The following is a 13,311-nucleotide window of genomic DNA, read 5'->3' as shown; positions in this document are numbered from 1 at the left end:
CTTGGAGTGAGGCCACGATGAGCAACTTCGCATTCAACAACCCGGCTTTCCAGCAGCAGGATCCGCGCAATGTCGCGACCTACCCCGGCGGACCGCAGGCGGCTCAGGGCGCGCAGGCGGCCTCGTTCCAGCACGCCGGAGTGGATGCCGCCACGAACGCGCAGCTGGAGGGCATGTACGCCGCTCCGGCCGCCGGCGCGGTCGAGACCGACCGGATGAGCGTCGAGGACACCGTCTGGAAGACCGTCGGACTGTTCGTCGTCCTGCTCGCCACCGCCGCGGTCGGCTGGATGTGGACGGCCACGAGCTTCTACACCACGGGCGAGGCGAACATGATCCCGTGGATGGTCGGCGCCCTGGGTGGCTTCGTCCTCGCGATGGTCGTCACCTTCACTTCGCGCAAGAAGGTCCGCCCGGCGTTGATCTTCGCCTATGCCGCGTTCGAGGGTCTCTTCGTCGGAGCGATCTCCGCCTTCTTCGAGATCATCTGGCCCGGCATCGTCATGCAGGCGACGCTCGCGACGTTCTCCGTCGTCGGCGTCACGCTGGCGCTCTTCGCCAGCGGCAAGATCCGCGCCTCGAAGAAGATGACCAAGATCGTGATGATCGCCATGGTCGGCTACCTCGTCTTCTCGGTGCTGAACCTCATCCTCATGTGGACGGGTGTCCTGCCGCAGGGCCAGGCCTTCGGCCTCTACAGCCAGCCGATCATGGGTATCCCGCTCGGCCTCATCATCGGCATCCTCGTGGTCTTCATGGCCGCGTACTCGCTGGTCATGGACTTCGACCAGATCCAGCAGGGCGTGCGCAACGGCGCTCCGCGCAAGTACGGCTGGCTCGGCGCTTTCGGCATCATGGTCACGGTCGTGTGGCTGTACGTCGAGATCCTCCGCATCATCGCGATCGTCCGCGGCGACAACTGACCCGCTCCCGCAGCTCGAAGAAGGCCCGTCTCCTCGGAGGCGGGCCTTCCGCGTTGTCAAGGGGTTGTCGTAAGTTCTCGCGACGGCCAGTCTGGGGACACCGACTACAGAAAAGGAGCCCACCATGAGCTTCCTCGGATTCCTCCTCCTCGGACTGATCGCCGGTGCGATCGCCAAGCTGATCCTGCCAGGACGGCAGGGTGGCGGGTGGTTCATCACCCTTCTGCTCGGCGTCGTCGGCGCGATCCTCGGCGGCTGGTTGGGCAGTCTCCTGCTGAACCGTCCGCTCACCGAATTCTGGGACCTCGGCACGTGGTTGCTCGCCATCGGCGGCGCGATCATCGTGCTGCTGATCTACGGCCTCATCGCCGGCCGGGGCCAGAAGGTCAACGACTGACGTCGGCGGCCTTCGCCTCCAGAATCGCACGTTCGCGGTCGTTGCCCGCCAGCCGGGCAGCGGCCGCGAACTCTGCGCGCGCCTCGTCCTCGCGGCCCATCCGCAGCAGGAGTTCGCCTCGCGTGGCCGGCAGCAGGTGGTAGTCCTTCAGCGCACCTGAGGCCGCGAGACGATCGATCTCCCGCAGCGCGGACGCCGGACCGGTGGCCATCGCGATCGCCGCCGCGCGGTTCAGATCGACGACCGGTGACGGCGCGATCCGACCGAGCGCCTCGTAGAGCACCACGATTCGGTCCCAGTCAGTGTCGTCGATGGAGGGCGCGACGGCATGGCACTCGGCGATCGCCGCCTGGAGGCCATACGCCGTGCGTGCACCGAGGTCATCCGCGCGGGCGAGCGCCGCTCGCCCCGCGGTGATGCGGCCGCGGTCCCAGCGGCGGCGGTCCTGATCGCCGAGCAGCACGGGGTCGCCGTTCGCGTCGAGGCGGGCCAGGAAGCGCGCCGCCGTGAGCTCCATGAGGGCGAGGATGCTGTGCGCATCGCGCTCCTTCGGCAGCAGCGCCGCGAGCACCCGCGCGAGACGGATCGCCTCGAAGCTCAACTCCGGACGCATCCAGTCCGGGCCGCTCGAGGCCGCGTGGCCCTCGTTGAAGATCAGGTAGAGCACTCCCAGCACGGCGCTCAGCCGCGCCGGCTGCTCCTGACTCGGCGGCACCTCGAACGGCACGTTCGCTGCGGCCAGTGTCTTCTTCGCCCGCACGATGCGCTGCTGGACGGTCGCGGTCGGGATCATGAAGGCGCGCGCGATCTCCTCGCTCGAAAGTCCGGCGACGACGCGCAGCGTCAGCGCCACCTGCGCCTCGCGGGAGAGAACGGGGTGGCAGGAGATGAACACGAGCCGCAGCACGTCGTCATCGATCTCGTCGGGATCCCAGGGGTCTGCGGTCGCGGCATCCGCCTGCTCCCGCTCGAGATCGTGAGCGATCGCCGCCACGCGGTCATCGAAGCGCTCCTGACGTCGCCAGCCGTCGATCGCGCGGCGCTTGGCCACGGCGGTGAGCCAGGCGGCCGGGTTTCGCGGCACCCCTTCCGACGGCCATTGCTTCAGCGCCTCCACGATCGCCTCCTGCGCGAGGTCCTCGGCAGACGAGAAGTCTCCGACCATGCGCGTGAGCGTCGCCGTGATCTTCGCGGACTCGATGCGCCAGACGGCGGCGAGGGCGCGCTCCACGTCCGTGGAGTGCGCCCTCGGCGCGGGTGAGGTCTCGCTCATGTCAGCCCTGGGAGCGCTGCGCCTGCTCCGCGCGCCAGCCCTCTTCCTTCTGGATCCACTCGTTGTCCTCAGGGAAGTCGCTCATCTCCGTCACGCGACGCACCTCGAGGAAGGCACCGGCTCCGAGAGGCGCACGCTTGGCCCACTCGACCGCTTCCTCACGCGATGAGACCTCGATGATCCAGAAGCCGTTGAACAGCTCCTTCGTCTCACCGTACGGACCGTCGGTGACGAGCGGTGTCTCGGCGGAGTAGTCGACCACGAAGCCCTCTGCTGCGTCCGTCAGCCCTTCGCCCGCCACGAGCACGCCGGCCTTCATCATCGACTCGTTGTACTTCCCCATGGCCTCGATGATCTGCTCGAAGGGGATCTCCTGATACGCCTCGACACCCGAGTCGTCTGCGCGCATGATCAGCATGTACTTCATGGTTGTTCTCCTTGATGTGGGGCCGTGTCTCGACCCTCTCACTGAAGACGTCGAACGGGAAGACACCGGATCGACACGGCATCCGAAATTCTTCCGAAAATCCTCTGCGGGCCGACGCGATAGCCTCTGGGGGTGACGAAGCGGATACGACCGACGCGCGCCCGGTGGCTGGTCGCGCTGCTCACTGCCCTCATGATCGGCTCCGGCGCCGCGCACGCCGAGACCCCGCCGGAACTCGATCAGGGCTACGTCACGGACCTGTCCGACGTTCTCGGCGATGCGGAGGAAGCGCAGCTCGAGCAGCAGCTCGGAGAACTGGCGTCAGCCGAGGGACGCCCCGAACTCTTCGTCGTGCTCGTGCCGGACTTCGAGAACCCGGGCAACGCGCTCACCTGGGCCGACGAGACGGCGCTGCGCAACAACCTCGCACCCGATCAGTACCTGCTGGCGATCGCCACCGACGGTCGCAGTCTCGCCATCTCAGCCGAGTACGGGGACGACGGGGTCGCAGCCGGACCGCTTTCCGAGTCCCGCGTTCTCGACATCGAGGACGAGCTCGGTGCGGAGTATCTCGCCGACGACGACTGGGTCGGCGGAATCGGATACGTCGCCGACGAGTTCGACGAAGTGCCCTGGCCGTGGTGGGTGTGGGTTCTCGGCCTCGCAGGTCTCGCGCTGATCATCTTCCTCGTCGCGCGTCTCGTGATCTTCCTGCGGCGACGGGCCGCCCTGGCCGCCGAGCTGCGGACGCTGGAGGGCCAGAAGAAGCGCGCCGCGCGCCTGCTGGTCCAGACCGATGAGGCGGTGCGCACCAGCGAACAGGAGCTCGGCTTCGTCACCGCGGAGTTCGGCGAGGAGACCACGACCGAGTTCGCCGCCGTGCTGACCGAATGCCGAGGCCGCCTGCAGGAGGCGTTCCAGCTTCTGGAGAAGCTTCAGGATGCCCAGGAGGACAGCCCGGACGACACCCGATCCTGGACCGATGCCATCATCCGGCTGTGCGGGCGGGTCGACGACGACCTCGAGGGACGCAAGCGGGAGCTGGCATCGCTTCGGGCTCTGGCGGACGGGGCGGCCGACACGCTGACCCGGCTGCGCTCAGAGTGGGAGGCCGCTTCGGCCTTCCCCGGCGAGGCCGTGGATCGCCTGTCCACGCTCGCGGCGGCGTTCTCCGCGACCGATCTCGTCGGCGTGGCGGACAATCCGGACGAGATCGACGGCCGGCTGCGCGCGGCGGACGTCCAGCTCGAGGCGCTGCAGAAGGCCGTGGACGCGCGCCGGCCGAAGGCCATCACCGCGGCCGTGCACGAGATCGAGCGGCTGCTCGCCGAGGCGAAGGACCTGCGGGATGCCGTCGGCGCCGAAGCGGACGCACTCGCATCACGGACCCCGGAGTCCTCGGCAGCAGCGCCAGGGGCGCCGGCGCAGGAAGCAGGGTCGGTCCTCGACAGAGCGAAGGCCGCCGTGCGAGCGGCGGAGCTCTCGGTGCAGGCACGACCGGGCGAGGTCAGCTCGTTCCCCCTCACGCGCCTGTACTTCGCGCAGCGGCAGCTCGCCGAGGCCGTCGCCGCCACCGGATCCAGCGATGCGGAGCTGCGAGCGGCGTCCGCACTCGCCGCCGCCGAACAGGTGCAGAGTCTCATCGGATCGCCGGCCGCGCCGGAGAGCCGGCGGTTCGTCCGGTCGCCATCTCCCACTGAGGGCGACGCCGTCATGTTCGACGTGCCGACCGCCGGCGCGAACGGGCGAACGACATGGAAGCGCTCCTACGCGTATGTGGAGGACGATGACGATGGCACCGGCGGAAAAGCCGTCTGGGGCGGGGTCACCGGAGGCGTGATCGGATTCTTCAGCAGCGTCAGCGTCGCCGACGGCGCACCGGGACTCATCGTGATGTTCGTCATCGGCGGAGTCGTGCTCGGAGCCCTCTCCGGTGCGTTCGGCGGCAACGGCGGTGGCGGTGGCGGCAGTTCCTCCGGATGGGGCGGTTCGTCGCGCTCCTCCTCCTCGCGTTCGTCGTGGGGAGGATCCTCGCGCTCCTCGAGCAGCCGATCCTCCGGCGGGAGCCGGTCGTCCGGCCGTTCCGGCGGGCGACGGTTCTGACCGCGGTCACGGAATCCCCTGTGGCCGAGCGCGTCGTCTTCTGGGACTTCGACGGCACCCTCGCGCGACGCGACGGCCTGTTCGCCGGGGCGCTCGTCGACGCGCTGCGACAGGTCGATGCGAGCATCGCCGTCGATCGCGAAGAGGTGCGGCCGCACCTGCGCACCGCGTTCCCCTGGCACACCCCGGACGTCACGACGCCGCCACTGACTCCGCAGGAATGGTGGGAGCGACTCCGCCCGGTCTTCGAGCGCGCATACCGCGCCTGCGGCGTCGGTGATGGCGTCGCGGTGGCAGCCGCGTCCGGAGTCGCGGCGCAGTTCTACCGCCTGGATGCGTGGGAGCTGATCGACGGCGCCGCTGATGCCCTCGATCTGGTTCGGGATGCCGGATACGCCAACGTGATCCTCAGCAACCACGGGCCAGAGCTCCCCGGGCTGATCGACGCCCTCGGGCTGCACGTCGACCTGACCATCACGAGCGCGGCCGTGGGCATCGAGAAGCCGAACCCGGCGCTCTTCCGGTACGCGCTCGAGGCGGCGGCCGCCGGCTCCGACACCTGGATGATCGGCGACAACCCGATCGCCGACGTCCAGGGCGCCGAGGCTCTCGGCATCCGTGCGTTGCTGGCAGACGGCGCGTACCCTGATTCGCGCGGCATGACGATCCTGGAGGCGGCGCGGATCGTCGCGGCATCCGGCTGAGGCGTCCCTTCCCGGAAACGACACGGGAGCAGATGCCTCGGCATCCGCTCCCGTGTTCAGATCACTCCCACTCGATGGTCCCCGGGGGCTTCGACGTGACGTCGAGCACGACGCGGTTGACCTCGCGCACCTCGTTCGTGATGCGGTTGGAGATCTTGGAGAGCACGTCGTAGGGAAGACGCGTCCAGTCCGCGGTCATGGCGTCCTCGCTGGACACCGGACGCAGCACGATCGGGTGACCGTAGGTGCGGCCGTCGCCCTGGACGCCGACCGAGCGCACGTCGGCCAGCAGCACGACGGGGCACTGCCAGATCTGCTGGTCCAGGCCCGCCTTGGTCAGCTCCTCGCGGGCGATGGCGTCGGCGTCGCGCAGAATCTCGAGGCGGTCAGCGGTGACCTCACCCACGATGCGGATGCCGAGGCCGGGGCCCGGAAACGGCTGACGTCCCACGATCGCCTCGGGGAGCCCGAGGTCGCGGCCGATCTGACGGACCTCGTCCTTGAACAGCGTGCGCAGCGGCTCGATGAGCTCGAAGTCGAGGTCATCGGGGAGACCGCCGACATTGTGGTGCGACTTGATGTTCGCGGTTCCCGTGCCGCCGCCGGATTCGACGACGTCGGGGTACAGCGTGCCCTGCACGAGGAACTTGACCGGCTCACCGGATGCCTTGGCCTCGTCCACGAGCTCGCGCTGGACCTTCTCGAAAGCGCGGATGAACTCGCGGCCGATGATCTTGCGCTTCTCCTCGGGATCCGTGACCCCCTCGAGGAAGCCGAGGAACGTGTCGGCGGCGTCCACGGTGATCAGGCGCACGCCGGTCGAGGCGACGTAATCCTGCTCGACCTGCTCGCGCTCGCCCTTGCGGAGCAGACCGTGATCGACGAAGACCGCGGTCAGCTGGTCGCCGATCGCCCTGTGCACGAGAGCGGTCGAGACGGCGGAGTCGACGCCGCCGGAGAGCGCGGAGATGACCCGCGCCGAACCGACCTGCTCGCGGATGCGCGCGACCTGCTCCTCGATGACGTTGCCGCTGTTCCAATCCGCGGCGAGACCGGCGGCCTTGTGCAGGAAGTTCTCGATGACCTCCTGACCGTGGTCTGAGTGCTTGACCTCGGGGTGCCACTGCACGCCGTAGAAGCACTTCTCTGCGCTCCCGAAGGCAGCGACCGGAGTCGCCTCGGTGGACGCCAGCACCTCGAAGCCCTCGGGTGCACGCGCGACCTGATCGCCGTGGCTCATCCACACGTTCTGCGTGTCTGGCTGTCCTCCGAGCAGCACTCCCCCGTCTCCGGTGAGCGCGGCATCCGTGGCGCCGTACTCGCGCAGGCCGGTGTTCGCGACCTCGCCGCCGAGGGCGCGGGCCATCACCTGGAAGCCATAGCAGATGCCGAGGGTCGGGATGCCGAGGGCGAAGATCCCGCCGTCGAGCGCCGGAGCGCCCTCTTCGTACACCGACGAGGGTCCGCCCGAGAGGATCAGCGCAACCGGGTTCTGCGCGGCGATCTCCGCGGCCGTGACCGTGTGCGGGACGATCTCGCTGTAGACGCCTGCCTCGCGGACGCGGCGGGCGATCAGCTGGGCGTACTGCGCGCCGAAGTCGACGACGAGCACGGGACGCTGGGCGGTGTCAGCGCTCATCGCGCGGCCTCCTGAGTGGTGGGGTCGGATGCGTCGGCCGCGATCGCGGCCTCGCGGGAAGCGAGATAGATCTTCACTTCACGGGAGACCTTGGCCTCCATGAAGAACGACAGCAGCGGCACGATGCCGCCCAGCGCGAGCATGATGAAGCGCGGGAATGCCCAGCGCATCAGGCTCCACACGCGGAAGCACGCGAACAGGTAGACGACGTAGAACCAGCCGTGCGCCACGAGGACGAACTGCGAGAGGTTCAGGCCGCCGGCCGTCTGCCCGGTGGAGTCGAGCTCGCACCCCATCCCGCCGGGGACGAACAGTGAATACCACTGGCATCCGTCGCCGACGATGACCGGCGCGAACCAGAGGAAGCCGCCCGAACCGCCCGCGAAGAGCTCGATGTGCGTGGGGCTGTACTTCAGGATCATCTCGGCGAGCAGCAGCAGGAGCATGACACCGGTGATGATCGACGCGATCTGGTAGAACTTCAGCGCCCCGCGGATCTTCGGGAAGGAGGCTGCTTTCGGTTCGCGCATGAGGTCCAGTCTACCCGCGCACCGGTACCGCTCCTGGCGTGCGGGCGGCACCGCCAGGTCGGTCAGGAATCGAGAAGTCCCGCCCGATCCCGGACCGTAGCGTGATGGACATGAACCGCATCGACTCCCTCACTCTCGAAGTCTCCGACCTCTCGGCTGCTCAGGACTTCTACTCCCGCGTCTTCGGGCTCGGTGATCGCCTGCGGCTGCGCTCATCGGATGCCGCGACGAGCGGTTTCCGCGGCTACACGCTGTCGCTGATCGTCGCCCAGCCCGCCGATGCGCGGCTGCTGCTGGACGACGCGATCGCCGCGCCAGAAGGCTCGATCGGGCTGGGCCTGTACAAGCGCGCGGCACTCGCGAAATCCGTCGGGGTCGAGTCCGACGGCAGCGGCTCGCATCGTCTGGCGATCAGCAGCACGATCGGCGGCGCGACGGATCCGGACGGGTTCGTCTGGGCGTCGGCAGCCTGAGCGGGATACGAAGGAGGCCGCCGGGATCGCTCCCGGCGGCCTCCTTCGCGATTCAGCGGATCAGAACCAGCCCGTGATCAGATCCCAGATCGATTCCAGGATGTCGCGCACCGCGCCCTTGCCACCACCGCGGTTGACGGTGACAGTCGCCGTGGCGGTGTCGCCGTCGGCCTGCGACACCTGGACGGTGTGCTTGCCGGGGTGGGTGTTCTTCGGCACCGTGACGGATGCCTGGAACGTGCCGTCCTCGCCGACCACGACCTCGCCGAGGTCGATGGCGGCACCCTTCTTGGGCTGCAACCGGATGGTGACCGTCTCGCCCGGCTCGAAGTCGGCGCCGGCGACGCTGAGCGTCTTGCCTGCCGAGACCTTCTTGGGCACCTCGATGGTTCCGGCGAACTCCACCGGCTCGGAACCTGCGATCGTGAACGGCACCTGGACCGTCGTCCCCGTGCCGGCGACGGCGACGGTGAGCGACTGCTCACCGAACACGCCGTCCGGCACCGTGAACGTCAGGCTCGCGCGGCCGACCTCGTCGGTCGTGTCGATGATCGTCGGGTCGATCTGGCCCGAGGAGAGCACGGTCTCGCCCAGCGATGCCGTCACCTCGGAGCCGTTCGCCTCACCGGCGCTGAAGTTCAGCGAGGAGAGAGCGATCGTCACCTCGTCGCCGGCGCTGTAGCCGTCGGCATCCGCGGCGCTCAGCGCGACACCCACCGCGCGCTGCGCGAGGTCGGGCGTGGCTGTTGCGTTCGCATCGAACCACTCCACCATCGACGAGAGGTCGATCTTCCCGGTATCCGCCTTGTTCGCTCCGTCAGCCAGAGTGAAGAAGTTGTCTCCACCGGCCGCCAGGAATGAGTTCGCCGCCACCAGATACGTCGCCGCAGGGTCGATGGGCGTGCCGTCGAGCGTGATCGACGTGATGCGTTCGCCGACAGCGGCCGTCGGGTCGTAGGTGTACACCAGCCCCTCGGACACGCCGAGCTTCAGGAATGGACGGCTCGCCCCCGCGGGCTGCCACTGCTCCTCGAGCACGCTCTTGAGCTGGGCTCCCGTGAGATCCAGTGTGACGAGCGTGTTGGCGAACGGCTGCACCGTCGCCGCCTCGCGGAACGTCACATTGCCGTCAGGATCCGCCGCGCCGGCACTCGCGTATGCGAGGTTGGCGCGGATGCCCCCGGGGTTCATCAGTGCGACATCCGCGCCGGTGGCCCACTTCTGGACATCGGCCACGAAATTGCCGATCGTCGACTCGCCACCGCGGTTCTCGGAGCCATTGGTCTGGCGCGCGCGGTTGAAGTCCGCCGTGATCTCGCCGACCTTCTCGGCACCGAGCACGTCGGCTTCGGCCTTGGCCGCATCGACGATCGACTGCACTTCGGTCACCGCCGGGTACAGCGCCACGCCATCCTTCGTGAGCGGCTTGATCTCGTTGGTGATCGAGATGAGCTCCTTCGACTCGGCATCCACCTGAAGGTTCATCAGGCCGAAATTCTCGCCGTACTGACCGGCCGAGACGACGGGTCGTCCGTCGATCACGTGGTTGTATGCGAGGTGGGTGTGCGCCGAGACGATCGCGCTCACGCTGTCGTCCACGCCGGCGACGATCTCGCCGAGCGCGGATTCCGGCGTGATGCTGGCGACGTCCGCACTGGTCGCGCCCTCGTGCACGAGGAGGATCAGCACGTCGGCCTCGCCGTTGCCCGCTTCACCATCGGTGAGGTCGGCAGCGACGTCGTTGACGGAGTCGACGATGCTGCGCACCTCGAGATCCGCGATGCCGTCCGGGGACACGAGGGAATCGAGTTCCTCGGTGACGGCTCCGATGAAGCCCACCGCGACGCCGTCGAGCTCGGTCACCCACGAGGGGGCGAGCGCCGGTTCGCCCGTCTCCGTCACGAAGACGTTGGAACTGATGTACTCCCAGTCCGCGCGGTCCTGCACGCGGCCCTCGAGGTCCTCCCAGCCCTGGTCGAACTCGTGGTTGCCCGCCGCACTGACATCGAGCCCTGCGGCGTTGAGCGCGTCGATCGTCGGGTTGTCGTCCTGGATGAACGAGGTGAACGTCGATGCGCCGATCAGGTCGCCGGCGGCGGCGAACACGGTGTTCGGGTTCGCTTCGCGCTGCTGCTGCACGGCTCCCGCGAGCACTGCAGCGCCGGCAGCCTTGCCATCGGCTTCGATCCGACCGTGGAAGTCGTTGATCGTGACGATGTCGATCGATACCGGCGGGATCTCGCTCGAGATGCCGACGATGACCGGGTCGTGATCGCTGGACCGGAAGGGCGTGCCCGATTCGGCGGCGCCGAACGCGTAGCCGCGATCGCTCCACTCCGGCGAGTTGATCCCCCACACGCCGGTGCCGGTCACGGACTCCGTCAGCGACGGGGACGCGATCGCGTGGTCGAGAGAGCCGAGCTCGCCGTCGAACGTGTAGGTGTACTGCCCCGCCGCCTTCGCGGGAACCAGGTCGGTCCAGCCGGCCTGGGCGAAGACGTCGATCGGGTCCTCCTGGCCATAGGCGTTGAAGTCGCCGAGCAGCAGGATGTCGTCGCTGCCACTGGTCTGCGCGAGCGTCTCCGTGAAGGCGAGAAGCGACTGCGCCTGCGCGACACGGTCGGCGTTGAAGAAGCCCTGCCCATCAGCCGGCTCCGCGCCACCGCCGGACGGCGGAGACTTCGACTTGAAGTGGTTCGCGACAACCGAGACGAGCTTGCCGTCCGCATCGAAGGTCTGCGCGATCGGCTCGCGGGCGTTGTCCCACACCGTCTCGTCGACGATGGTGGCGCTGTCGCCCACCGGCGTCACAGCGTCCTTCTTGTAGATGATCGCGTTCGTGATGACGTCGGTGTCGGTCTCCAGCAGCGCGGCCGGCGTCGGCACATAGGCCCACACCTCTGAGCCGGCATCGGCGTTGAGTCCATCGACGAGATCCGCGAGCGCCGAATCGGCCGGCTTGCCGAAGTGGATCGAGTTCTCGATCTCCATCAGCGACACGACATCCGCGCCCAGCGCGTTGATCGCCGTGACGATCTTCGACTTCTGGACCGCGAACTCCTCGGCCGTCTCGGCGCCCCGGGCATCCGGGTTCTCGCTCGACAGCGTCGTGAAGTAGTTGTAGACGTTGAAGGCTCCGACCTGCACGTCTCCACCGACCTCGGGGGCGGCGTCCGTACGCGGGTTCTGCGCGGTGAAGCCGGCCTTGTAGGCCGCATCGCTCGCGTCGTCGATCGGGACGACGGACTGCAGCCGCCAATCGTCGAAGCCGTACTGCAGCACGTGACCGGCATCCGCGAACTCGACCGCGTCGCCGTTGCGCACCACCGTGTCGGCCGTGAAGTACGGCTGCTCGCCCGGGTGGGCGTTGCTCGTGACCTGCGACGACCATCCGTCATCGAGCAGGATGCGCTCGGCACGGTTCTCGGCGGCGATCGCGTTCGCCGCGTCGCCCGGCCTGGTGGTCTCGGTGCTCTTGACGTTCAGCTCACCGGGGTTCAGCCACAGCGTGCCGTAGTTGTACAGCTGGTGGCTGGAGGCGACCAGGTATGAGCCGGTCGGCGCGACGAGCATGTTCTCGTAGGCCTCGCGGTCGGCTCCGGTCACAGTGTCGGCGAGCGGAGTCAGAGCCGGAAGCCCTGCGCCGGCGGTGACGACGGCCACGTCCGAGACAGCTGCCGGGCTGATCTGCGTCTGGCCGTAGTACTCGCTGACCGTGCCGGTGACGGAGACGAGGTCCCCGATCGCGAGCGTCGGTGCCAGCGCGTTCAGGAACACGAAGACGCCGTCCGAGACGCCGGGCGTCGCGTCGGCGTCGCCGCCGGAGCCCTGGGTCTGGATCGAGATGCCCTTGTATCCGCCGGTGCGGTAGTCGCCCGTGACGACGCCTTCGACGGTGACGTTCTGGCCGTTCAGCGGCGACACGTCGCCCTGGCCCTGCACCTCGGCGATCGAGACCGCGGTCGGCTCCTCGGGCTCCTCCGGCTCGGTGGTGCCGGAGTTCTGCGGCGTGATCGTCGCGGACAGCGTGAAGTCGGCGCTGTTGTCGTCGGTGTCGACGGCATCCGTGCGGTTCAGCGACCTGACGTCGGTGTTCCCGGTCGGCGACGTCGCGGCGACCGTCTCGAACGTGTTCGAGGTGCCGTAGCCGAGCAGGTCGATGACACCGTCGACGGAGGTGATCGATCCGGGTGTCAGGGTCACGGCCGCTGTGCCCTCGACGAGGGCGAGCGTTCCGTTGGTGCCGCTCGGGTTCAGGTTGCCGACGGCATCCGGAGTCGGCAACGCCTGCCCGTTCGCGCCGTTGCTGCCGCCCTGGACCAGGTAGTGGCCGCCGGCCGGGATCGCGCCGGAGAGCGGAACGACGCCGTTGAAGCCCGCGGTTCCGGTCGCCGAGCGGTACTGCAGCGACAGCCCATCGAGGGTCACTGGTTCGGACGTCGGGTTGTAGAGCTCGACGAACTTGTTCGTGAACAGCGCGCCGGCGCTGCCGCCGGACAGGTACGCCTCATTGATGACGACCCCTGTTTCGGTCGTGTTCGCTGAGGCGGGTGACGCGACGAGTGCGCCGGCGCCGAGGGCGGCGACGCAGGTCACGGCGAGGACGCTGACGCGCCCCCTGCGGAAGGACGCCGGAACCGTGCGGCTCGCGGCATCGGGGGCTGGCATCATCGTTGCTGTCTCCTCGATCGGGTCGTGCGTCGGTCCTCGTGAAACCGCCGCCCGTGGACGCTCTCAGCGCACACACATAATCGGGAGCATACGGATGGCCGGGGACACGAGCAACGGTGTTCGCCGAATCGTCATCGTCTGCTCACGCAATCGCCTCAGTAACGCTCAGAT

Annotated in this window: 10 protein-coding genes; 5 read left to right on the top strand and 5 right to left on the bottom strand. The window is 68.4% G+C overall.

Annotated elements, in window-relative coordinates:
- Positions 1–17: 17 nt before the first annotated feature.
- Together AC3ANJ_RS05250 and AC3ANJ_RS05245 are read left to right on the top strand one after the other, a co-directional pair.
- The gene (locus AC3ANJ_RS05250) at positions 18–923 is read left to right on the top strand and encodes a Bax inhibitor-1/YccA family protein (protein ID WP_488318547.1); all 906 of its coding nucleotides are present in this window, start codon (positions 18–20) and stop codon (positions 921–923) included.
- Positions 924–1,047: 124 nt separating this feature from the next.
- Complete coding sequence (locus tag AC3ANJ_RS05245; RefSeq protein WP_264155504.1) at positions 1,048–1,320, top strand: GlsB/YeaQ/YmgE family stress response membrane protein; 273 nt, start codon at positions 1,048–1,050, stop codon at positions 1,318–1,320.
- On the opposite strand, the gene AC3ANJ_RS05240 is transcribed toward AC3ANJ_RS05245, so the two are convergent.
- Both AC3ANJ_RS05240 and AC3ANJ_RS05235 read right to left on the bottom strand, forming a co-directional pair.
- On the bottom strand, positions 1,310–2,593 hold the full coding sequence (locus AC3ANJ_RS05240) for an RNA polymerase sigma factor (RefSeq protein ID WP_488318546.1): 1,284 nt from the start codon (positions 2,591–2,593) through the stop codon (positions 1,310–1,312). The two genes, AC3ANJ_RS05245 and AC3ANJ_RS05240, sit on opposite strands and share 11 nt — an antisense overlap.
- Position 2,594: 1 nt before the next feature.
- Positions 2,595–3,020 carry a YciI family protein gene (locus AC3ANJ_RS05235; RefSeq protein WP_488318545.1) on the bottom strand — a complete coding sequence of 142 codons (426 nt, stop codon included), beginning with the start codon at positions 3,018–3,020 and terminating at the stop codon, positions 2,595–2,597.
- Between the two features lie 132 nt (positions 3,021–3,152).
- On the opposite strand from AC3ANJ_RS05235, the gene AC3ANJ_RS05230 reads away from it, so the two are divergent.
- Positions 3,153–5,123 carry a TPM domain-containing protein gene (locus AC3ANJ_RS05230; protein ID WP_488318544.1) on the top strand — a complete coding sequence of 657 codons (1,971 nt, stop codon included), beginning with the start codon at positions 3,153–3,155 and terminating at the stop codon, positions 5,121–5,123.
- A gap of 20 nt (positions 5,124–5,143) precedes the next feature.
- The gene (locus AC3ANJ_RS05225) at positions 5,144–5,827 is read left to right on the top strand and encodes an HAD family hydrolase (protein WP_488318543.1); all 684 of its coding nucleotides are present in this window, start codon (positions 5,144–5,146) and stop codon (positions 5,825–5,827) included.
- A gap of 61 nt (positions 5,828–5,888) precedes the next feature.
- On the opposite strand, the gene guaA is transcribed toward AC3ANJ_RS05225, so the two are convergent.
- Both guaA and AC3ANJ_RS05215 read right to left on the bottom strand, forming a co-directional pair.
- Entirely contained in the window at positions 5,889–7,466 is a 1,578-nt protein-coding gene (gene guaA, locus AC3ANJ_RS05220) for a glutamine-hydrolyzing GMP synthase (protein ID WP_488318542.1), read from the bottom strand.
- Entirely contained in the window at positions 7,463–7,996 is a 534-nt protein-coding gene (locus AC3ANJ_RS05215) for a DUF3817 domain-containing protein (RefSeq protein ID WP_406246284.1), read from the bottom strand. The genes guaA and AC3ANJ_RS05215 overlap by 4 nt, the downstream gene beginning before the upstream one ends.
- A gap of 110 nt (positions 7,997–8,106) precedes the next feature.
- On the opposite strand from AC3ANJ_RS05215, the gene AC3ANJ_RS05210 reads away from it, so the two are divergent.
- Positions 8,107–8,469, top strand: coding sequence for a VOC family protein (locus tag AC3ANJ_RS05210; RefSeq protein ID WP_488318541.1), 363 nt, complete (start codon positions 8,107–8,109; stop codon positions 8,467–8,469).
- A gap of 60 nt (positions 8,470–8,529) precedes the next feature.
- Here the strand turns inward: AC3ANJ_RS05210 and AC3ANJ_RS05205 are convergent, their stop codons facing one another.
- Positions 8,530–13,140: an ExeM/NucH family extracellular endonuclease gene (locus AC3ANJ_RS05205; RefSeq protein ID WP_488318540.1), complete on the bottom strand. Its 4,611-nt coding sequence runs from the start codon at positions 13,138–13,140 to the stop codon at positions 8,530–8,532.
- Positions 13,141–13,311: the final 171 nt, after the last annotated feature.

Source organism: Microbacterium sp. STRO-1N, assembly GCF_057748015.1.
Note: the sequence above shows the minus strand (reverse complement) of the source record. Positions and strands in the feature narration are given on the sequence as shown.